Origin of the sequence: Paenibacillus sp. cl130 (genome assembly GCF_900116035.1) — a bacterium.
GTDB lineage: Bacteria > Bacillota > Bacilli > Paenibacillales > Paenibacillaceae > Paenibacillus > Paenibacillus polymyxa_B.
On record NZ_FOYG01000003.1, the window covers coordinates 246,990 to 272,882 of the forward strand.

Here is a 25,893-nt window from a genome sequence, read left to right on the forward strand (position 1 = left end):
CGTACGAGGAGGATATCCATGATCAAAGGACTTGAAATTGAAAAAGTGGTCAACTTGACTCCCTTACAGGAAGGAATGCTCGTTCATGCGCTGATGGAACCAGAATCACAGGCTTATTACGAGCAATTACGTATTTCTATTCGGGGAGATTTGGATTGGAATGCCCTGCAAAAAAGCTTTCAGCTACTGGTTCAGCGTCATGAAACGCTGCGCTCGAACATTTATCATAAATCCGCTTCTCGTTCGCGGCTGATTGTCTTTAAAAAGCGAAACACGGCGATTACTTACGAAAATATGACAGAGCTGACCGGAAAGGAGCAAGCCGACGCTATTCGTAGATTTATGGATGTGGACCGTAACACCCATTACGATTTGAGCAGGGATATGCTCATCCGGATGGCTGTACTCCAAACGGATAAAGATGCTTATACGTTGCTTTTAAGTTTTCACCATATTATTATGGACGGCTGGTGTCTTGGCATCATAATGGACGAGTTGTTAACGGCCTATGAGGCCTATCGTACAGGCCGTTCCGTTCAATTGCCTGAACCACAACCTTACACCGGGTATGCCGACTGGCTTGAAGAACAGGATCAGGAGGCGGCCAAGGACTACTGGAGTTCTGTATTACAAGGTTACGAACAAACGGCTGGACTTCCGATGCTAAAAACTTCAGCTACAACTCCTGAAAAAGGCGGCTATCTGCTGCAGGAATATAGAACGACGCTGACGGAAAAAGAGACCAGCACTTTGCGTGCGATTGCTGAATGCAATGGGACCACGCTCAGCAGTCTTTTTCTGGCCGCCTGGGGAATTGTACTTGGCCGTTACAACGGAAGCAAGGACGTAGTTTTTGGCACGGTGGTATCTGGCCGCCCGTCGGAATTGGATGAAGTAGAGCGAATTGTGGGATTGTTCATTAACACTATTCCATTACGAATTAGATTAAATGAAGAAAAGAGTTTTGTTGAATTGTTGCGCGATGTCCAGAGAGCCTCTGTCCAAGGAAGGATGAACGGATACTGTTCACTTGCTGAAATCCAGTCGCAATCTGCACTCAAGCAACGCTTGCTTGATCATATCGTTGTATTCGAGAACTATCCGCTGGAAAACATGATCGGGAGACGGGACTGGCAAGACAAACTTGGATTCATTATTGAGGACGCCCGGTTATTCGAAGAAATACCGTATGACTTTAATATTGAAGTTGAAGACAAGAAGGCAATGAGTTTCATATTGTCCTATAACGGCAAGGTATACAACAGTGAAGCGATGAAGCATCTGGCCCATCATTTGAAGCATGTCTTCCTCCAAGTTGCCAGCAATGCAGATGTTTGCCTCCGTGACGTTCGGCTGTTAACAACCGAAGAAGAGGCTAATTTGACGAAAATATGGAGCGGACCCGCTGTCCAGTTTCCTGCACTTACTTTTCACGGGCTATTCGAAGCGCAGACGGAGCGTACACCAGAACTAGCAGCCGTCATATATGAAGATACGATGCTCACTTACAGACAACTCAATGATAGAGCGGACGCTCTTGCCCATTTTTTGCAGAAGCGTGGAATTACACGGGAGAGTCTGGTCGCTGTCATGGTTGACAGGTCTGTTGAGATGATAGTGGCGGTGCTGGGAATTATGAAAGCCGGAGCTGCCTATGTGCCAGTAGATCCCGTGTATCCAGAAGAGCGTATTGAATATATGCTGCGTGACTGTGGAACGACGATTGTGCTTACGCAATCTCACCTGACGGGCTGGCTGAAAACAATGGATTTTATGGGCGAGGTAGTCGATCTCGCTACCTTGCCACTCCAGCCCGAGATGGATTCGAACAAGCAGTATATCTCCACATATGAGCCCAGCTCTTTGGCGTATGTCATTTATACATCGGGTACCACAGGTAAGCCCAAAGGCGTTATGGTTGAACATCAACAATATGTCAACACCGCACTCGGTTACAGACACAGCCAAGGATTTAAAGATTTCCCTGTTAAGCTACTGCAAATTGCCAGCATGTCGTTTGATGTGTTTGCATGCGATTTGGCCAAGGCATTTGTCAATGGAGGTACCTTGGTCATTTGTCCTGAAAACGTGAGAAATGATCCAGCTACCCTGGCTACACTGTTGGAGCAGCAGGAGATTACTACGTTTGAGACGCCTCCTGTGCTTTTATCTCTACTATTGAATTACATCTATGAGCATGGTACAAATATCAGTTCCCTAAAGCTGCTTACTACTGGAGCAGATAGCTTGGCTGTTGCAGATTACCGTAAGATGTTGACCCGTTTTGGCAGCAAGATGCGGATTATTAATACGTATGGAGTTACCGAAGCCGCAATCGAATCTAGCTTTTATGAGGACGAGCTGGAAAAATTGCCTCTGTCCGGTATTGTCCCTATCGGCAGAGCTCTACCGAATCATAAGTTATATATTGTTGATGACAAGATGCGTCCGGTCCCTGTCGGTGTAACGGGCGAGCTGTGTATTGGTGGAGCTTCTGTAGCGCGGGGATATCTGAACAGACCGGAGCTTTCGGCGGAGAAGTTCGTGTCTGATCCGTTCTCGCCCGGTGGACGCTTGTATCGTACGGGGGATCTGGCGCGCTGGCAGCCAGATGGGAATATTGATTTTATCGGGCGAGCTGACTACCAATATAAAATTCGCGGATACCGGATTGAGCCTGGAGAAATCGAATCTATTTTGCTCGAAACGGAAGGAGTACGCCAGGCGGTTGTAGTTGATCGACTGGACACGGCGGGACAAAAGTACTTATGCGCCTATGTTGCAGGTGCAGCTGAGAAAGACATGCTGCGAGATAAACTGGCTCAGCAGTTACCAGTCTACATGGTTCCAGCCCAAATCATTGTATTGGAACAGTTGCCATTGACCCATAACGGGAAAATAGACCGATCCAATCTGCCCGAACCAGATGAAATAGCACCGTTGGATAGCGTATATGAGGCACCACAGGATGAATTGGAAAAAACAATTGCTTTGATCTGGGAAGAAGTGATCGGTGTTAAACCAATTGGATTACACAACAACTTTTTCGAGCTTGGCGGGGACTCGATTAAAGCATTGCAAATTGCAATACGCTTAAATGCCAAAGGCCTGAAAATGGAAGTAAAGGACTTATTCCGTTACCCTGAAATTCACTTGATAGCACCGTTTATAAAAAAAATCACCCGTATCATTCCCCAGGGGATTGTAGAGGGTGAGGTAGAATTGACACCCATTCAACTCGATTTTTTTCAGCATCATCGGAGAGATCGTCACCATTATAATCAGGCGGTCATGCTGCAAAATGATAGAGGATGGAATGAATTATGGCTGAAAAACGCTATGGACAAGCTGGTAGCCCATCACGATGCATTACGCATCATCTTTGTGGAAGAGGAAAAGGGAGCCTCCGCCTATAACAGGGGAGTGAACGAAGGTGAGTTCTTTACATTAACGAGCTATGATTTGACACAATCAAGCCAGCCTGAAGAAGAAATCCGACACATTGGCGATGAGCTGCAAAGCAGTTTGGATCTGCAACGAGGTCCTCTCATATGTTTGGCTTTATTCCATTTGTCCGGTGAAGATCATCTGATGATCGTTATCCACCATCTTATTGTAGACGGTGTGTCTTGGAGAATTTTGCTGGAAGATTTGGGCACCGCCTATGATCAGGTAGCTCGCGGTGAGATGCCGAATCTGCCTGCCAAGACGGATGCTTACAAAGAGTGGGCTTCAGGACTGACTACTTACGCCGAAAGTGTACAGGTACGCCAAGAAATCAGCTACTGGAACAATGTAGATTCACGCAGGATGCGTCGATTGCCAAGGGATCATGAAATCGCGGTTAGCCTGATACAGGATCGACGCCTAGCGGAGGTGGTACTCGGCAGGGATGAGACGGAAAAGCTGTTGAAGCATGTACATCATGCCTATCATACGGAAATGAATGATCTGTTACTTACAGCCTTGGGTCTGGCTTTTTATGATTGGAGCGGCTATAACGAAATCCCGATTTTGCTGGAGGGGCACGGCAGGGAGGAGATCATTAAAGATTTGGACATCTCTCGTACAGTCGGCTGGTTTACCTCCCTGTATCCTTTTGTAATCGAGGTCAACAGACCCGAAAATTTGGCCTATCAGATCAAAATGGTTAAAGATAAGCTGCGGCGGGTGCCTAATAAGGGCATCGGTTATGGTATTTTACGTTATTTGACCAAAGACCAGACTAAATCCGCTTCTCTAGTCGCAGCACCATTCCCGGAAATTAGCTTCAATTATTTGGGACAATTCGACGAAGAAAACAGCGCAGACATGCCTTGGCGTATTTCTCGATTAGCAGACTTAGCCAATGGTGAGAGAAGCCCGCGTGCGGAAAAGACGAATACATTTGACATTAACGGCATGATAACGAACGGAATCCTTCGGTTTGGATTTGAATATAACGGGCTTGAATATGGTGCAGCGACGGTAGAGCGATTAACGATCGGCTTTAAAAAACATCTATTGAATATTATCCATCATTGTTGCACTAAGGATCAGGCGGAGCGCAGCCCTACGGATTTTACATATAATCAATTGTCTATGGGGCAATTTGAACAAATATCAAGCCGATTATCGGATAAGCTGGGAAATCTGTTGAAATAAAGGATATCCGCAAGTTGAAACTCAAATTCTGCATGGATAAAGGAAAGGTGAATGATTTGGCACAGGTAAATATTAAAGATATCTATCCGCTATCCCCGATGCAGGAGGGAATGTTGTTTCATTCCATCCTCGACGCAAAATCAGAAGCTTACTTTGAGCAGACCGTTATTACCTTTAATGAAGTGCTAGATGTTTATTTGGTTCAGCAAAGCTTGCAGCAACTCATGAATCGATATGATATATTCCGTACCATTTTTATGTATAAAGAAACAGAACGTCCGCTTCAAATTGTCTTGGAAGAACGTGAAGCGATGCCGGTTCATTTCGAAAATATCAGTGTTTTTCCTGAAGCTGAGAAAAGAGAGCATTTTACTGACTTTTTAAAGGCAGAGCGTCAAGCGGGTTTTGACTTGGAAAAAGATGTTCCGATTCGGCTTGCCCTGTTTGAATGGAGTGATGAGTCTTCCAGACTTGTCTGGAGTGTTCATCACATTATAATGGATGGTTGGTGCATGGGAACGGTAGCCCAGGAATTTTTCACCATCTATACTTCCCTTCGGTCCGGAGTGCCTGCACAATTGGATACGGTATATCCGTACAGCAGTTTTATTCAGTGGCTGGAGCAACAGGACAAGGAAGAAGCGACAGCCTATTGGCAGGGGTATTTAAATGGGCTTGAAAATGAAACAATTTTGCCGGGTTATAACCGTCCATTGAATCCAATCTTCGAAGCAGAACGTTACACATGCAAGCTGGGGAAAGAACTGACTCAAGGAATGGAGAGAATAGCTAAACACTACCACACGACAGTCAGCACTGTATTTCAGACGGTATGGGGATTATTGCTTCAAATGTACAACCACAGCCGGGATGTTGTGTTCGGGTCCGTAGTATCCGGCAGACCAGATGAAGTTCCGGGAATTGAAAATATGGTTGGATTGTTCATTAACACAATACCAACACGCATAACCAGTTATGCGGACCAGAAATTCTCAGATCTGCTGATATCTGTACAAAACTCCAACATCGAGTCTACTCAGTACTCTTATTCTTCCTTGGCAGATATTCAGAATCACACGGATTTGAAACAAAATTTAGTCCGTCATATTGTTGTTTTTGAGAACTATCCTTATTCAGAGGAGCTTATTCATGCGGAAAAAGGGCCTGATACACTTCAGGTCACCGACGTGGAGGATATTGTACAGACCAACTATGATTTTAATGTGATTGTCGTTCCTGGATCACAGTATGAAGTTACTTTTAGTTACAATCGGCTGGTTTACGTTGAAAATTGGATTAGGCTAATTGCAGCTCATCTTAAACGGGGACTGGAACAGATTGTTCAACAGCCGGATCTACTGATTTCCGATTTGGAATTTCTGACGACGGAAGAGAAAAGTCAGGTTTTATCCCAATTTAGCGGAGTACAGATCTCATATCCTTCTAGTGATACCATCCATCTTTGTTTTGAAAAACAAGTAGAAAAGACACCGAAGACAATAGCGGTTGTCTGTGAGAACTCCAGTCTGACTTATGCTGAGCTGAATGAACGTGCTAACCGACTAGCTCGTACCCTACGTAGTTGCGGCACAACAACCGATCGGCTGGTTGGACTCATGACTGATCGTTCTATAGATATGGTGGTCGGCATCCTCGCTATTCTTAAAGCAGGAGGGGCATATGTACCCATCGATCCGTCATATCCAGAGGAACGTATCCGTTATATATTTGACGATTCCGGTGCAGACCTGCTTTTGACGCAAAGCCATCTTGTGGAAAAGGTCAAAGAGGCCGCTTTTGGAGGAAAAGTCCTAGTATTGGATGAAGATCCAACTATATATCACATGGAAGGGTCAAATCTGGAGGCTGTATCAGGAGCAAACGATCTAGCCTATGTCATATACACTTCAGGTACTACAGGACAGCCTAAAGGTGTAATGCTGGAGCACCATGGATTGTGTAACCTGAAAACGTATTTTGATGAAACATTGCAGATAAGTCCGTTAGATCGTGCCCTACTGTTTGCGAGCTACGCATTTGATGCTGCCTGCTGGGAAATATTCCAGGCGCTATTTTGTGGCGCGACACTTTACGTGCCTACTTCGGAAATCATACTGAACTACAACCAGTTTGAACAGTACATGGCGGATCATAAAATTACGGTGGCAGCATTACCTCCTACCTACGCCGTGTATCTAAACCCAGAACGAATGCCGGATCTGCGTATTCTGTTCACCGCTGGTTCCGCTTCCTCGATGGAGCTCGTAACCAAGTGGAAGGATCAGGTCTCCTATTTTAATGGTTACGGACCGACAGAAAACTCGGTAGCAACGTCCATTTGGCCGGTGTCGGAGCACCCCGGAGCAATCGATACCATTTCCATAGGACGTCCCGTACCCAACCACCGGGTGTACATGATCGATGCTCTTGGTCATCTTTTACCTGCTGGAATAGCAGGGGAGTTGTGTGTATCCGGCCCAGGACTGGCACGCGGTTACCTGCACCGTCCGGAATTAACGGCTGAACAATTTGTGACCAATCCGTTTGCAGGTGGGGAAGCGGGCTATGAACGCATGTATCGGACAGGCGACCTGGCAAGATGGTTGCCTGACGGCAACATTGAGTACCTGGGCCGGATTGACCATCAGGTCAAAATTCGCGGTTACCGGATTGAACTGGGCGAAGTTGAGACGGCTATGCTGAAGGCAGATCGCATGCAAGAGGTCATCGTACTGGCACATGCTAACAGCCAAAACCAACACGAACTGGTTGCCTACTACGTGGCGGAACGCGAAGTGACGGGGAGCGAGCTTCGCAAGCAGTTAAGTGAAGAACTCCCGAATTATATGGTTCCCTCGCACTTTGTTCAGATGGAGCAAATGCCGCTCACACCCAACGGCAAAATCGACCGCAAGGCATTGCCGGCACCGGAACAGATTTCCCGTTCCACGCAGGAATATAGGGCTCCGCGGACAGCAGAGGAGCAGGCTCTGGCTCATGTGTGGGAGGCTGTACTGGGCGGCGGTCCGGTCGGATTGACGGATCAATTTTTTGATCGGGGCGGGGACTCGATCAAGGCGATTCAGGTATCCTCACGCCTACTGCAGGCAGGATACAAGCTGGATATCAAAGACTTGTTTAAGTACCCTGAGGTTGCTGAGCTAGCTACGCACCTGCGTGTGTCGGATACCCAATTAGCTGATCAGGAAGAGGTCAGCGGAGCTGTGCTGCTGACACCGATTCAGCAGTGGTTTGTGGAACAAGAGCAGCCTGTGCCGGACCACTTTAATCAGGCGGTTATGCTTCACCGGGAGCAGGGATTCGAGGAAGAGCCGCTACGCCAGGCACTGACGCAGTTGGCGGTGCACCATGATGCGTTGCGGATGGTGTTCCGCAAGGCAGAGCAAGGCTGGGAAGCGTGGAACCGCGGAGTGAAGGAAGGAAAGCTGTATGATCTGGAAGTGGCCGATTTCAAAGACGTGCCGATCGGTCCCACATTGGGTCAAGCTATAGAATCCTGGGCCAGCACTATTCAGAGTAACATCCGACTGGATGAAGGACCTCTGTTGAAAGTGGGCCTGTTCCACTGCGCTGATGGGGACCATCTGCTACTGGCTATTCATCATATGGTGGTAGACGGCGTATCGTGGCGGATACTGTTGGAGGATTTGTCGAATGCCTATGAGCAGGCTGTACGTGGAGAAACCATACAGCTCCCGACCAAAACAGACTCCTTCCGGGTCTGGTCGGAGCGGTTGTCAGCCTATGCCGACAGCCCTGAGATGGAAAGTGAGCACGTATACTGGGAGCAATTGAATGAATTGACGGCATACGAGTCTTTAAAACTTTCAGAATTGCTGGATTATAATAAAAAACCATTGACCATAAATAACACAGCTACTTTGAGCTTGAAATTCACGAAAGAAGAGACTGATCAACTGCTAAAGCAGGCCCATCGCGCGTACAACACAGAAGTGAACGATCTGTTGCTGACGGCACTCGGCAAGACGTTAAGCACTTGGTCTGGCAGTGAGCAGGTTGCAATTCTTCTGGAAGGCCATGGCCGGGAAGAAATCATGAAGGATACGGATATATCACGAACGGTCGGCTGGTTTACAAGTCAATACCCAGTGCTGCTGCGGATTAACCGGGAAGATGATATCTCCGGGCACATCAAACGGATGAAGGAGATGCTGCGCAGCATTCCACATAAAGGGATTGGATACGGCATCTGGAGATATCTCAGCCAGAACGGACCGTCCGAGGCAACATACGCCGAGCCACAGATCAGCTTTAATTATTTGGGCGAATTTGATCAAACGCTACAGCACGGCGAAACGCGCATGTCACCGTACTCCAGTGGAGCAGATGTTAACGAACAGACCCGTATGCCGTGTTCCCTGGATGTGGGGGGCATTGTAACAGATGAAATGCTTGAACTGGATATTCGTTATAACACAAAAGTATTACAGGAAGATAATGTAGTAAAACTAGCCAGGGAGCTCAAGCAGAACGTGTTGGAAGTGATTCGCCACTGTGTATCACGGGAGCGTTCTGAATTGACGCCGAGTGATGTGCTGCTTCCGGGTATAAGCCTGGAAGCATTGGACCGGATGGTGGAACAGATTCAGCCTGACGGAGAGCTTGAGAATATATACCCCATGACGCCGATGCAAAAAGGCATGCTGTTCCACAACATGCTGGATTCCCGGTCCAGTGCGTATGTGGAGCAGTCCACCTTTGAACTGAAGGGAACGCTGGATCTCGTAGCGTTTGCTGCCAGTCTGGACTTGCTGGTGCAGCGTCATTCAACACTGCGGACTAACTTCCGGAGCGATTTGCAGGATGAGCCCTTGCAAGTGGTATACCGGAGTAAACGCGGAGATTTGTACGTGGAGGATATACGTGAGAAGGAGAAGGCGGCGCAGGAGCAGTATATCGAGGAGTTCGCGCGTCGGGATCAGCAGAAGGGGTTTGATCTGGCAAAGGATACGCTGATGAGGGTATCCATCTTCCGTACATCAGACGATTCATACCATTTTGTATGGAGCTTCCATCACATCATAATGGACGGCTGGTGCTTGTCACTGGTCACCAATGAGGTCTTTGGAGGATATACCACCCTTACAGAAGGAAAGCCACCGCAATTCCCTGTGGTAACACCATACAGTCGATACATCGAATGGCTGGAGGAGCAGAACCGTCAGGAAGCAGCGGAGTATTGGAGTAGTTATCTGCAGGGCCATGAGGAGACGACGGTCTTGCCTCAGGCCAAAACAGGGAAGGCGAAGGGATATGAGGCTGAATATCTGGAATTTGATTTAGGTATAGACCTGACGGCGGAACTTCAGAAGCTGGCAAAGCAAGAACAGGTGACGATAAATACGCTGATGCAAACAGCCTGGGGTGTTTTGCTGCAAAAATATAACCGCACAGAGGATGTCGTTTTCGGTAGTGTGGTATCGGGACGTCCAGCGGACATTGCGGGAGTAGAGCAAATGATCGGACTTTTCATTAATACCATACCAGTCCGTATTCAAGGTGGACCGGCAACTGCATTTGCTGAGTTAATGAAGCAAACTCAGAGGCAGGCGCTTTCTGCCAATGCCTATGACACTTTCCCGCTATATGAAATTCAGGCACTGACCGAGCAGAAGCAGGATTTAATCAAGCACATTATGGTATTCGAAAATTATCCGGTGGAACAGCAGGTAGAACAGCTGGGAAGTGATGGGCAGGAACCATTCACGATTTCGAACGTGGTGGTCACAGAACAAACCAACTACGATTTGAATGTTGTCGTGATGCCGGGAGAAGGCATCAAGATTCGTTTTATGTATAACGCATTGAGCTTTGATCAAACCAGGCTTGAGCGTCTGTATGGACATTTTGCCCGTCTGCTGGAGCAAATTTCGTTCAACCCGTATATTCGCGTTGAAGAACTGGAAATGGTGACAACGACGGAAAGACAACAGATTACAGGCGAGTTTAACGACACGGCTTCTGTATATCCGCGCAATCAGACAATCCAAAAGCTGTTTGAGGAGCAGGCTGAACGTACGCCAGATCACGTGGCCGTCACTTTGGATCATCAATCGTTGACCTATCGGGAACTCAATGAGAAGGCTAACCGATTAGCGCATACGCTACAGACTGCTGGAGTGAAGGCCGATGAGCCTGTCGGCATTCTAACGGAGCGTTCGTTGGATATGATTATCGGAACGTTGGCTATTTTGAAGGTTGGAGGCGCGTATGTGCCGATAGATCCTCAATATCCCGAAGATCGTATTCGCTATATGCTGGAGGATTCGGGAGCCAAACTGCTGCTGACTCAACAAGATTTACTGGATCGTTGCTATTTTGATGGACAGATTGTCAATCTGAATGATGATACGTCCTACAGTTCGGATGCTTCCAATTTGGGGATAGATGGAGCGGGCGAACATGCTGCTTATGTCATCTATACCTCGGGATCAACTGGCAAGCCTAAGGGCGTCGTTGTTGAGCATCAAAGTGTCGTGCGATTGGTACGTAATACGGATTATGTGCCGTTCGATGAATCAATTCGAATGTTGCAGACTTGCGCATTTGTATTTGATGTGTCTACGTTTGAAATTTGGGGGGCGCTACTGAACGGTGGTCAGCTTGTACTCGTGCATAAGGATGATCTTTTGGACGCAGCTAAGCTCAAGGAGACCATACGGGATCATCGCATCACCATGATGTGGCTGACTACACCGCTATTTAATCAGCTTTCGCAGCAGGACAGTAAATTGTTCGGAGATGTGAAGTATTTGCTGGTCGGAGGCGACGTGCTGTCTGCGCCGCATATTAACCGGGTGTTACGGGATAATCCGGACATGAATATCATTAACGGCTATGGACCAACGGAAAATACTACTTTTTCGACGGCTTATCATATTAAGGAAGAACAGCTTGATTCTGTGCCGATCGGGCGTCCTATCCGCAATTCGACGGCGTATGTGGTCGATTCGGCGTTTAACCTGCAGCCGATTGGAGCATGGGGTGAGCTGGTTGTTGGCGGAGACGGAGTCGCACGCGGTTACTTGAACCGTCCTGAATTGACGGCTGAGAGATTTCTTGCTAATCCGTGGGTGGACGGAGATCGCCTGTACCGCACGGGAGACCTTGTTCGCTGGCGTGAAGACGGTACATTAGAATACGCTGGACGGATGGATCAACAAGTTAAAATTCGCGGCTACCGAATTGAGCTGGGCGAGGTCGAGTCGGCTATGCTGAAAATAGATCGTATCCAAGAGGTCAGCGTACTGGCCCATGCGACAATCCAAAACCAACACGAACTGGTTGCCTATTACGTGGCAGAACAGGAAGTGACGGGGAGTGAGCTTCGCAAGCAGCTGAGTGAAGAACTCCCGAATTATATGGTTCCCTCGTACTTTGTTCAGATGCAGCAAATGCCGCTCACACCCAACGGCAAAATCGACCGTAAGGCATTGCCGGCACCGGAACAGATTTCCCGCTCCACGCAGGAATATAGGGCTCCGCAGACAGCAGAGGAGCAGGCGCTGGCCCATGTGTGGGAGGCTGTGCTGGGCGGCGGTCCGGTCGGATTGACGGATCAATTTTTTGATCGGGGCGGGGACTCGATCAAGGCGATTCAGGTATCCTCACGCTTGCTGCAGGCAGGATACAAGCTGGATATTAAAGACCTGTTTAAGTACCCTGAGGTTGCTGAGCTAGCTACGCACCTGCGTGTGTCGGATACCCAATTAGCTGATCAGGAAGAGGTTAGCGGAGCTGTGCTGCTGACGCCGATTCAGCAGTGGTTTGTGGAGCAAGGACAGCCTGTGCCGGACCACTTTAATCAGGCGGTTATGCTTCACCGGGAGCAGGGATTCGAGGAAGAGCCGCTACGTCAGGCACTGACGCAGTTGGTGGTGCACCATGATGCATTGCGGATGGTGTTCCGCAAGGCGGAGCAAGGCTGGGAAGCGTGGAACCGCAGAGCGGAGGAAGGGGCGCTGTATGATCTGGAAGTGGCCGATTTCAAAGACGTGCCGATCGGTCCCGTATTGGGTCAAGTTATAGAAGCCCGGGCCAGTACTATTCAGAGTAGCATCCGACTGGATGAAGGACCTCTGCCCGTGTCGCTAGACGGCGTATCGTGGCGGATACTGTTGGAGGATTTGTCGAATGCCTATGAGCAGGCTGTACGTGGAGAAGCCATACAGCTTCCTGCCAAAACAGACTCCTTCCGGGTCTGGTCGGAGCGGTTGTCAGCCTATGCCGACAGTCCTGAGATGGAAAGTGAGCACGCATACTGGGAGCAAGTGAATGAACTGGCGGTATCCGAGTCGCCCCAACTTCCAGTGTCCCAAGAGCATAGCGATAGGTTTATGCAGCAAGACATGGGTATCGTAAATGTGAGGCTTACGAAGGAAGAGACTGACCAATTACTGAAGCAAGCCCACCGCGCGTACAACACAGAAGTGAATGATCTGTTGTTGACGGGACTCGGCAAGACGTTAAGCGCTTGGACTGGCAATGAAAAGGTAGCGATTCTTCTCGAAGGCCATGGCCGGGAAGAAATCCTAAAGGATACGGATATATCACGGACGATTGGCTGGTTTACGAGTCAATACCCGGTACTGCTGCGGATTAACCGGGAAGATGATATCTCCGGGCACATCAAACGGATGAAGGAGATGCTGCGAAGCATTCCACGTAAAGGAATTGGGTATGGCATCTGGAGATATCTCAGCCAGAATGGACCGTCCGGGGCAACATATGCCGAGCCACAGATAAGCTTTAATTATTTGGGCGAATTTGATCAGACACTGCAGCATAGCGGCATGCATTTTTCTCCATATTCCAGCGGAGCCAGTACTCATGAACTGACCCAAATGTCCTGTGTTATGGACGTGGGAGGACTCGTTACAGATGGCATGCTGGAATTAAGTATTCAATACAACATTAAGGCACTCCAACAAAATGCTGCTGAGCAACTAGCAGAGCAATTCAAGCAGAACGTGCTGGAAGTAGTTCAGCATTGTGCATCTCGGGAGCAATCCGAATTGACGCCAAGTGATGTGCTGCTTTCAGACTTAAGCCTTGAAGAACTGAACCGGATGGTGGAGCAGATTCAGTCTGACGAAGAGCTTGAGAATATGTACCCCATGACGCCGATGCAAAAAGGCATGCTGTTTCACAACATGCTGGATTTCCAATCGAGCGCCTATGTGGAGCAGTCCACCTTTGAACTGAAGGGAACGCTGGATCTCACTGCATTCGCTGCCAGTCTGGACTTGCTGGTAAAGCGTCATTCAGCACTGCGGACCAACTTCCGGAGCGATTTGCAGGACCAGCCGTTGCAAGTGGTGTACCGGAATAAACGCGGAGAACTGTACGTAGAGGATATACGTGAGAAGGAGAAGACGGCGCAAGAGCAGTATATTGAGGAGTTCACGCGTCGAGATCAGCAGAGAGGCTTTGATCTGGCAAAGGATGCACTGATGCGTGTATCTATCTTGCGTACATCAGACGATTCATACCATTTTGTATGGAGTTTCCACCACATCATAATGGACGGCTGGTGCTTGTCACTGGTCACCAATGAGGTCTTTGGAGGATATACCGCTCTTACAGAGGGGAAGCCACCGCAATTGCCGGTGGTAACACCATACAGTCGATACATCGAATGGCTGGAGAGGCAGAACCGTCAGGAAGCAGCGGAGTATTGGAGCGGTTACCTGTGGGGCTATGAGGAAACGGCGGTCTTGCCGCAGGCCAAAACAGGGAAGACCCAGGGATATGAGGCCGAATATCTAGAATTTGATTTAGGTATAGACCTGACAAGGGCCTTGCTGCAACTAGCAAAGCAAGAACAGGTAACGATAAATACGCTGATGCAAACGGCCTGGGGTGTTTTATTACAAAAGTATAATCGCACAGAGGATGTTGTTTTCGGGAGCGTGGTTTCTGGACGCCCAGCGGACATTGCCGGAGTAGAGCAGATGATTGGACTATTCATTAACACGGTCCCCGTCCGTATTCAAGGCGGACAAGCAACTGCATTTACAGAGCTGATGAAGCAAACTCAGCGACAGGCGCTTGCTTCAGGAACATACGAAACGTTCCCACTCTATGAGATTCAGGCACAGGCTGAGCAAAAAGTGGAACTGATTAATCATATTATGGTATTTGAGAACTATCCGATGGATGAACAAATTGAGCAATTAGGTGAAAGGGAAGAAGCTGATTTTAAAATAACCGGAGTAGATGCAGTTGAGCAGACGAATTATGATTTTAACATCGTGGTGTTACCGGGAGAGACGCTACGGGTTCATTTTGGTTACAATGCCCAGGTATATGATTACGAAAGGGTAGAACAGATTCAGGGGCATCTGCTGCAACTGCTGGAGCAAATCAAGGTAAATCCAGCTGGCCGGATTTGCGAGCTGGATATATTAACCGCGCAAGAACGCGAGCAAATGCTGGGTGCTTGGTGTGACACGACAGCAGCATATCCACGTGAGCAGACGATTCACGGATTGTTTGAGGAGCAGGTCATGCAGACACCGGAGCAGGCAGCAGTATATTTTGAAGGAGCGCAAGTGACCTACCGTGAATTAAATGAGCGGGCGAACCGTTTGGCGCGTACTTTACGCAGCAACGGTGTGATGGCAGACGGTCTGGTCGGCCTAATGACAGAGCGATCGATTGACATGATTGTCGGCATCTTGGGTATTTTGAAGGCAGGGGGCGCCTACATTCCGGTCGATCCGACTTATCCGGAGAACCGCATCCGCTATATGCTGGACGATTCAGGCACGGAACTGCTGTTAACGCAGCAGCATTTAGTGGAAAAAGTGGAATTTAGGGGCAAGGTACTGCTGTTGGACGCAGAAATGGACGAAGCCACTGTGGATGCAAGTTCGGCTGAAGCAAAAGGGAACCCTGTGTCCGTATATCACAGGGATGGTACGAATTTGGAGGCCATATCCGGTCCTCATAACCTAGCGTATGTGATTTATACGTCCGGAACGACAGGCCAGCCTAAGGGAGTCATGCTTGAGCATCGTGGACTCTGCAATCTGCATACGTACTTCAGGGAGACGCTGCGGATCAGCGGCTCGGATCGTGTCGTATCATTTGCCAGCTATTCCTTTGATGCTTCGATCTGGGAAATGCTTCAGGCGCTCTTCAACGGGGCCACTTTATGCATTCCGACATCAGAAACCATTCTCAGCTATGACAAGTTTGAGCAGTATATGGCGGATCATCGAATTACAATTACGATATTGCCGCCGACCTATGCTGTATACTTGAATCCGGAACGAATGCCGGATCTGCGCATCCTGTTTACAGGCGGTTCGGCTGCCTCACCAGAATTGGTATCCAAATGGAAGGATCATGTGACATACTACAATGCCTACGGTCCAACGGAAAATTCCATAACAACGTCTATTTGGCTCTCACCGGAAGGTCCCGAAGCAGGAATGTGTATCTCAATCGGACGTCCTGTACCGAATCACCGCGTGTATATGGTCGATGCACATGGACAGCTTTCACCGTCAGGAATCCCTGGTGAACTGTGCGTATCCGGCCCAGGACTGGCACGCGGTTATCTGCACCGTCCGGAATTAACGGCAGACCAATTTGTGACCAATCCGTTTGCAGATGGGGAAGCGGGCTATGAACGCATGTATCGGACAGGCGACCTGGCGAGATGGATGCCGGACGGCAACATTGAGTACCTGGGCCGGATCGACCAGCAGGTCAAAATTCGTGGTTACCGGATTGAACTGGGCGAAGTTGAGGCCGCTATGCTGAAGGCAGATCGCATGCAAGAGGTCATCGTACTGGCACATGCAAATAGCCAAAACCAACACGAACTCGTTGCTTATTATGTAGCGGAACGGGAAGTGACGGGGAGCGAGCTTCGTAAGATGTTAAATGAAGAACTCCCGAATTATATGGTCCCTTCACATTTCATTCAATTGCAGAACGTACCTCTTACACCAAACGGTAAAATTGATCGAAAGGCACTGCCGATACCAGAAGGTCGTTTGGCCGACCATGTTGCACCGCGAACGTGGATGGAAATAAAATTGGTAGACATCTGGCAGGATGTACTGGGTCTACAACAAGTAGGCATCAACGAAAATTTCTTTGAAATTGGTGGTCATTCGCTGCGGGCGACGACACTGACTTCTAGAGTTCGTAAAGATTTAAACAAACCGATGGATTTGCAAAACATATTTGAGGCACCGACGATTGAAAAATTAGCCGCCTTGCTTGAAGAGCAGGATCAAATCACATATGCATCCATTCCGGTGACGGAAAAACGCGACACTTACCCGCTTTCTTTCGCACAGACACGGATGTATGTGCTTCACCAGCTGGATCCGGATGGAATAAGCTATAACACCACATCAGCACTGAGAGTAATCGGTCCGATAGATATGAAACAGGTGGAAGAGGCATTCCATCAATTAATTTCACGTCACGTGGCCCTCCGGACAAGCTTTGAACTGATAAATGGTGTGCCGATGCAGCGGGTTCATGATACGATTCACTTTGAGTTGGAATATGCCACAATATCAGAACTGCGGACAGAATCCAATGAACTTATGCTTGAGAATTTAGCAGAAGAACATGCCCGTTCCTTTGTACGCCCATTTGACTTGAGGATCGCTCCGTTGCTACGTGTAAAGCTGGTCAAATGGGGATTGGACGAAGAAGGACAGGAGCCGCAGCACTTATTGATGCTTGATATGCACCACATCGTTTCAGACGGGGTATCCATTGAAATATTAGCTGGTGATTTTGCCCGCTTATATAGCGGTGAAGTATTATCTCCGCTGCGTATTCAATATACGGACTATGCTGTGTGGCAGCATAGCAAAACTCAGCAGGAGCGAATAAAGAGTCAGGGAGAGTACTGGCTGAATAGATTTAGTGGTGATTTGCCTCAACTGGATTTGCCAACTGATTTTGAGCGTCCGGCAACACGATGTACGAAAGGTGACGCTGTTGAATTTGAAATGGGACTGGAATTGACTCAGCGTTTAAAGGAACTGGCGGTGCATACGGATTCTACGCTGTACATGGTACTTATGGCTGCTTATACAGCATTGCTGCATTATTACACAGGGCAGGAAGACATCATTGTCGGTACTCCGATTGCAGGTAGACCGCATGCTGACCTGGAGCCTATGCTCGGTATGTTTGTCGGCACGCTCGCATTACGCAATCATCCTCACGCTGAACAGACGTTTTATAACTGCATTGAGGACGCCAAGACGTGTGCACTGCAAGCATATGCGCATCAGGATTATCCGTTTGAGGAGCTGGTGGAAAAGCTCGACCTGAAACGAGATATGAGCCGTAATCCGTTGTTCGACACAATGTTTGTATTGCAGAATGTGGAGAAAAAGGAAGTGAAGTTGGACAAGTTGTTCTTCCGCTCTTTTGACATAGATCAGGTTTCTGCGAAATTCGATCTGACGCTTGAAGTTAATGAGGAGGAAGCATCTATTCAACTCCAATTTCTGTACGCTACATCTTTGTTTAAACGGGAAACGGTAGAAAGCATGGCAAGGCATTTTGTACAGTTGGTTAAAACCGTTGTAGCCAATCCCAATACTAAGCTGGGCGAATTGACGCTGATTTCGGAAGAAGACAAAGGGATTCTAAAAAAACATAGGGACATCCTAAAGGCTTCTCGCTACTGGAGTACTCTGCTCGAAGGCTATGAAGAAGCACCTCAATTGCCATATGCCAATCTGATGGGACGCAGTCCATATCAGACAGAGCATTTGGAGATTAATTTGGATGTTGAACGAACGGTGGCACTGCAGCGAATTGCACTGAATGAGCAGGTGACGACAAATACGCTACTGCAGACAGCCTGGGGAATTTTATTACAAAAGTATAACGGTACAGATGATGTGGTGTTCGCTTGCTCCATATCAAGTCCTTTGACAGATAAATTGGATTCGAAGCATTCAATTGGACTGGGTAACCACACCTTACCAGTTCGCATTCGAACCGAAGCAGGAGCTAACTTTATCGGGTTGATGAGAAGTGTGCAGCAGCAAACCGATGAATCTGCGGTATATGAACATTTGCCAATGTCTGAATTGGTTACAACGAAAGTGCAACAACTGGCCCTCTTTGGCCATAGAATGGTGTTTGAGACTACTTTGGAAGAGGCCAATACTGAGCAAGAAAGCTACGATTTAAGCATCATAGTACTTCAGGGAGATACGCTACGAATTGATTTTTCCTACAATGCCCAGGTGTATGATCATCAGAGTGTGTCGCAGATTCAAGGACATCTACTGCGGTTGCTGGATCAAATTATAGCGAATCCGGATAGTTTAATTGAGGCAATGGATCTGTTGACTAAGCACGAGCGGGAGCACATCATCCAGGTGTGGGGAAATACCACGGCAGAGTATTCGCGTGAACAAACAATTCACGGACTGTTCGAGGAACAGGTTTTGCAGACTTCGGATCAGACAGCGGTATATTTTGAAGGTCAACAATTGACCTACCATGAATTGAACGAGCGCGCAAACCGTCTGGCCCGTACTTTACGCAGCTATGGCGTGAAAGCCGATAGTCTGGTTAGTCTGATGACAGAGCGTTCCGTAGATATGATTGTGGGCATATTGGGAATTTTGAAGGCGGGGGGAGCATATATCCCGATAGACCCAACCTATCCGGAGGAACGCATCCGCTACATGCTGGACGACTCAGGTACGGAACTGTTGTTAACGCAACAGCACCTAACGGAAAAGGTGCTGTTTGGAGGCAAAGTGCTGGTGCTTGACGGTGAACAGGACGGAGTCGCTTCCGATACAAGAAAAGCGGATGTACGCAGGGAAATGCTGCCCGTATATCATCAGAACGGTTCGAATCTGGAGGCTGTATCGGGTCCAAACGATCTAGCATATGTCATCTATACGTCCGGGACGACAGGTCAGCCTAAGGGAGTAATGCTTGAGCATCACGGTCTTAGTAATCTTAAAACCTACTTCGAGCAAAAATTGAGTATTGGCTTGTCCGATCGGGTTGTCATGTTTGCCAGTTATTCGTTTGATACATCATGCTCGGAAATAATCCAGTCTTTACTATGCGGAGCGACATTGTATATACCTTCCTCCGAGACTATTTTGAATTATGAACGTTTCGAGCAATACATGGCTGCCTGCAGAATTACAATTGCAACGCTGCCGCCAAACTATGCTGTATACCTGAACCCTGATCGCATGCCTGATTTGCGTGTTCTGCTTACAGCAGGATCGGCCTCTACCGCAGAACTGGTGTCCAAATGGAAGGACCGGGTGGCTTATTACAATGCGTATGGTCCTACCGAAAATTCCGTTGCAACGTCTCTTTGGCCGGTATCAGAAGAAAATTCTGAGTCAGGTGGAATTATATCCATCGGACGGCCAGTATCTAATCACCGCGTGTATATGGTGGATACACACGGAAATCTTTCACCTGCAGGAGTCCCTGGTGAGTTGTGTGTATCCGGTCCGGGTCTGGCACGCGGCTATCTGCACCGTCCAGAGCTGACAAAAGAAAAATTCGTAGCCAATCTGTTTGCAGCAGAGGAAGTTGGCTATGAGCGAATGTACCGTACAGGTGACTTGGCACGATGGTTGCCAGATGGGAACATTGAATATTTGGGTAGGATTGACCATCAGGTCAAAATCCGCGGGTATCGGATTGAGCTCGGTGAGATTGAAGCGCAAATTATCAAGGTGGACGGTGTTAAAGAATCTATTGTCATGGCTCGTGCAGATCAGCAGGGAGACTATCATTTGGCTGCTTACTACGTAGCTGAAAAAGAAATCAGCGGCAGTATGATGTTGAATTTGCTGAATGAAAAATTGCCGAACTATATGATACCGTCGTATTTTATACAACTGCAGAACATGCCGCTGACACCGAACGGAAAAATTGATCGCAAGGCACTGCCGGCACCGGAAGACAGTCTGCAAAGCAGAGCTGATTATGTCGCACCGCGGACATGGGTGGAAGTGAAGCTGGCACAAATTTGGCAGGATGTGCTGGGTCTGGAGCAGGTTGGGGTGAAGGAAAACTTCTTTGAGATTGGCGGACACTCGCTGCGGGCGACGACGCTGGCCTCAAAAATTCACAAGGAGCTGAACAAGCTGCTCCCACTACGCAGTATTTTTGAAGCGCCAACGATTGAACAACTGGCAGCGATCATAGAAGGTCTGGATCAAGTGGCGTATGCGTCCATTCCGGTGACGGAAGAACGCAGCTTCTACCCGCTTTCCTCGGCGCAAAAACGACTGTATGTGCTGCATCAGTTCGACCCGAATGATGTGAACTACAACATGCCGTCGGTGCTGCAAATGAGCGGACCGCTGGATGTGAAACAGGTAGAAGACGCGTTCCATCAATTAATCACCCGTCATGCGACGTTGCGTACTCGCTTTGAGCTGGTGGACAATGAGCCGATGCAATGGGTTGAGGATACGGTGTCGTTTGAGGTGGAATATACGAAGGTACAGGCAGAGCGTGCGACTACGGATACAGATCAGGACACAGCTACAGCTACGGACACGACAGTCAGCCAGGAAGCACAAGAGCTTGTGCGGCAGTTTGTCCGTCCGTTTGATCTAAAAGCTGTGCCACTGCTGCGGGTAGGCTTGGTGGACTTGGGCGTACAAGGAGTAGAGCAGGAATCTCAGCATCTGCTCATGCTCGACATGCACCATATCGTTTCGGATGGTGTGTCGATGGAGGTACTGACCGATGAATTTGTCCGGTTGTATAGCGGTGAAGAGCTATTACCATTGCGGATTCAGTACAAAGACTATGCAGTATGGCAGCAAAGCGAAGCCCATCAGGAGTGGATGCAGCGTCAGGAAGCGTACTGGCTCGACACCTTCCGGGGTGGAGTACCTGCGCTGGATCTGTCAACCGACTTTGCCCGTCCGGCAGTGCAGAGTACGGCAGGGGATACGATCGAATTCGGACTGGAGCGTGAAGTTAGCGAACGCCTGAAAGAACTGGCGGCACAAACAGGCGCAACCCTGTATATGGTGCTCCTGGCGGCATACACCACGCTCTTGCATAAATACACAGGCCAAGAAGATATCGTAGTGGGAACGCCGATTGCTGGAAGACCGCATGCGGAACTGGAGAGCCTCGTAGGTGTTTTCATCAACACGCTGGCGATCCGCAATTATCCGTCTGGCGACAAAACGTTCCTTGATTATCTGCAAGAGGTTAAAGAGCATGCGCTTAGTGCTTATGAGCATCAGGACTATCCTTTTGAAGAGCTGGTTGAAAAGCTGAATTTAACGCGGGATACGAGCCGAAATGCATTGTTTGACACGATGTTTGAGTTGAAAACATTGGAGCAACAGGAGTTCCATCTGGAAGGTCTGACCTTACATTCATATCCGCTGGAAAATAATACGGCCAAATTTGATCTGACTCTGGATGCAGTGGAGCAGCCGGATGGTATTGTTTGCAGTCTGGAATACAGCACGGCGCTGTACAAGCCTGAGACCATCACGCGCTTGGCACAGCATTTTACCGAACTTGTACGTGCAATTACCCTTCATCCGCAGCAGCCACTGGCAGCTTTGGAGATGGTACCTGCCGAGGAAAAAGCACAAATCATCCATGGATTTGGAAATGTAGGGGTATCGGATGTTGCTGCAGTTGAAGCAGAAGCCTTATTCCATACCTTTGTGGAAGAACAGGCACAGCTTGTGCCGGATCACGTGGCGGTGGTGTACGAGGAGCAGCAGCTTACGTACCGGAAACTGAACGAGCGTGCGAACCAATTGGCGCGTAGATTGCGGAATGAAGGCATTGGACGTGAGTCGATTGTCGGCATTTTAAGTGAACGTTCGGTGGACATGCTGGTCGGCGTTTTGGCGGTGTGGAAAGCTGGAGGCGCATATGTGCCGCTGGATGCAGACTATCCATCAGAACGTATTCATTTCATGCTGGAGGACAGCGGTGCGACGGTACTGTTGACCCAGACGGGCTTGCAGGACCGTGCGCAGGCATGGCTGGAGGAAAGCCGACAGGCCTTGGCCGGAGGGCAATCTGAAGCCGAGTTAGAAACAGCGGCTGGCGCTGAAACGATGGAATCAGGTACTCTCCATGGAACCCTGAATGGAACAGCAACTTCGTCACCTGATAGCGAAGCAGCATCCGAACTGGCAACCAGACTACGTCTGCAGTCTATGCTGGCGTTGGATGATGAGTCGCTGTACATCGGAGATATCACAGACGTCGATCACATCAACGAACCACAGGATCTGGCGTATGTGATCTACACGTCTGGTACAACGGGACGTCCAAAAGGGGTCATGATTGAGCATCGCAGCTTAGTGAATACGGCTGCGGCGTATCGCCGAGATTACCGTCTGAGCGAGTTTCCGGTACGACTGCTGCAGCTGGCGAGCTTCTCGTTCGACGTATTCGTCGGAGATATCGCGCGGACGCTCTATAACGGCGGCACGATGGTCATTTGTCCGAAAGACGACCGGATTGATTTTAGCCGTTTGTATGGCTGGATTCGCGATTACCAGATTACCGTATTCGAATCGACCCCGGCCCTGATCGTACCGTTTATGCAACATGTGCATGAACAGGGACTGGACATGAGCAGTCTGGAATTGCTGATCACCAGCTCGGATAGCTGTAGCGTGACAGATTACCGGGTGCTGCAAGAACGGTTTGGCGCGGATATCCGCATTATGAACAGCTATGGTGTCACAGAAGCGGCAATCGACTCTAGCTTCTACGACGAAGAGCTGTCGAAGCTGCCAAGCAGCGGCAATGTGCCGATTGGTCAGGCGTGGCTGAACGCACGTTTCTATATCGTGGACAGCCAGCTGAATCCGGTGCCGATCGGCGTACTGGGTGAGCTGTGCATTGGCGGAGCCGGGGTGGCACGAGGCTACCTGAATCGTGCAGACCTGACAGCCGAGAAATTCGTAGCGAACCCATATGTACCGGGTGAACGATTGTACCGCACAGGCGATTTGGCGCGGTGGATGCCGGATGGCAATGTGGACTTTATCGGCCGGATGGATGATCAGGTCAAAATCCGGGGCTTCCGGATTGAATTGGGCGAGGTGGAAGCACAGCTGCTGACCGTGGACGGCATTCAGAAAGCCATCGTCACCGCCTGGGAAGACGAAGACGGAGACAAGGATTTGTGTGCGTATGTCGTAGCCTCGGAGGCGCTGAATTTGCCAGAGCTGCGCAACCTGCTGCAGCCCAAGCTGCCGGGTTATATGATCCCGACTTATGTCGTACAACTGGATCATTTCCCGCTGACACCAAACGGGAAAATTGACCGCAAAGCGTTGCCTGCGCCGGATGGAGACATTCAAACAGGTGTTGAATATGCAGCCCCGCGAACCGACATGGAACGACATATGGTAGATATTTGGAAGCAGAATTTGGGTGTCAGTATTGTTGGCATTGATGATAACTATTTTAATTTAGGCGGACACTCCCTAAAAGCCATTCAATTGGTTTCACAGGCTAAGGCTGTTGGCATTGAAATAGGAATTAATCAGGTGTTTCAATATCAGACTATTCGCCAAATGTCAGAGTATATGCGAGCAGACACTTCGATGCCGGATATACTAACACGTGATATTGCCGAGGCAATAGACATCATCGAAAAGGCTTATGACGTATATGCTCATTTCCAATCAACAACCGTTGAAGGACGAGATCAATTAACTTTGCACATAGATCCTTTCGATTCTGTACAAGCAGAGGCCCTGAAAAAAGTCATTTTGTCACGCCTTCATCCTGACCTTCATCCACATCATTTGCTTCCTTTTGAAGAAGCTGTCCAAGTACTTGGCTGTGAAAAGTTGTACACAGATACGATGGTAGACGATGAAGCAGTGAAGCTGCATGCTGAGGAATGGCTGGAACATCTGCTGCGGATGAATGACCAATGGAACAGCACGATGCTAGCAGGAGAGCCTTTACAACGCTATGCGCTTGCTCCCGCTCAACATTATCATTTGGAGCATCCGCAACCCTCAGGAGGTGTCGTTCCTTTTGATAGTTACCTGCTGGATGTAGAACGGTTATCTGCAGTCATGCAACGCCTGATAGAGCGCCATGAACTCTTTAGAAGTGTGTTGGTCCAAACGGATATCGGATGTGAATGGGAAACGTTGTCCATGAAGGAGCGCATGGACATTCCAATGATAGATTTATCGAACTACGATGCAGAGATGCAAAATCGTATACTCTCACATATATTGCCTGCATTCTTTATGAACCCTTATGAAACAACCGGAGACTTGTTATATCGTATTGCGCTTGTTCGCCTCAATTTACGGGATCATTTGCTGCTGCTCCCTTGTTCACATCTCATCTATGATAACATGAGCGGAGAGGTCGTTAAGAGTGAGTTGTACCGTGCATATGATGACATAAACAATGTAAAAGGGCAGCTAGCAGGAAGCTACCGTGATTATGTGAGTCAGGTCCGCAAAGGACCTCAGGGTATGGGCGATCAAGAGATTGTCGACAAATTTCGCTTGTCCGCATTCGCTACTGCTTCGGATGCTATTTTCCTCGCAGTCGATGGGCGCAGCTACACAACGGGCACAGATGTGACAGTTGAACTTGCGAATTGGAATGATTCCGACGCGGTCGAATACATGTGGGACTTGGCTATACGACTGGCCAATCGCTTTTTCCGCAGATATTTGCAAGTGGACGAAGTTCCTGTTCTTCTCGTCAATTATGGCCGGGCATATGAGGACAAGCAATATTTTGATATTATAGGTGAATTTATTGACCAAATTCCAGTACTGCTTACAGATGCGGATGAACAGGGGGATGAGATCAGGAAAACTATACAGTTGGCCGTGTCCCATAATCTGAATTTTTTAAATCTCATATACAATGGCGAAATGACATCGTTGTATCCGCAGTCCAATCGGTATCTAAAGCATAGCCTGAATAAACTGCCTATTGTCTTCAATTACCTTGGCGAAGCGTCGGAAACATATCAACTGTTTAAAAATGTGCTGCCAGAAGAGAGGGACTTTCATCGGGATTCGATCATTTTCTTCACTGTTCAGCATCTAGAGAACGTACTGCAAATATCACTTGAACTTCCTTTTGAAGAAAATCCAGAAACCGTTAAAGCGATGTTGGAAACTGAGCTAGCGAACTTACTAGTAACAGACGGAAGTGGAGTAATGTTCACCTGAT

2 protein-coding genes are annotated in these 25,893 nt (G+C 48.5%); both read left to right on the forward strand.

From position 1 onward, the window contains the following. Window positions 1–18: 18 nt before the first annotated feature. The gene (locus BM358_RS10440) at window positions 19–4,644 is read left to right on the forward strand and encodes a non-ribosomal peptide synthetase (RefSeq protein WP_028541294.1); all 4,626 of its coding nucleotides are present in this window, start codon (window positions 19–21) and stop codon (window positions 4,642–4,644) included. A gap of 14 nt (window positions 4,645–4,658) precedes the next feature. Beyond that, on the forward strand, window positions 4,659–25,892 hold the full coding sequence (locus BM358_RS26210) for a non-ribosomal peptide synthase/polyketide synthase (protein ID WP_143109554.1): 21,234 nt from the start codon (window positions 4,659–4,661) through the stop codon (window positions 25,890–25,892). The last annotated feature ends 1 nt before the right edge of the window (window position 25,893 follow it).

Excerpts from the sequence above, each read along its gene's own strand:
- BM358_RS10440 (WP_028541294.1), top strand. The coding sequence starts at position 19 with ATGATCAAAGGACTTGAAATTGAAAAAGTGGTCAACTTGACTCCCTTA.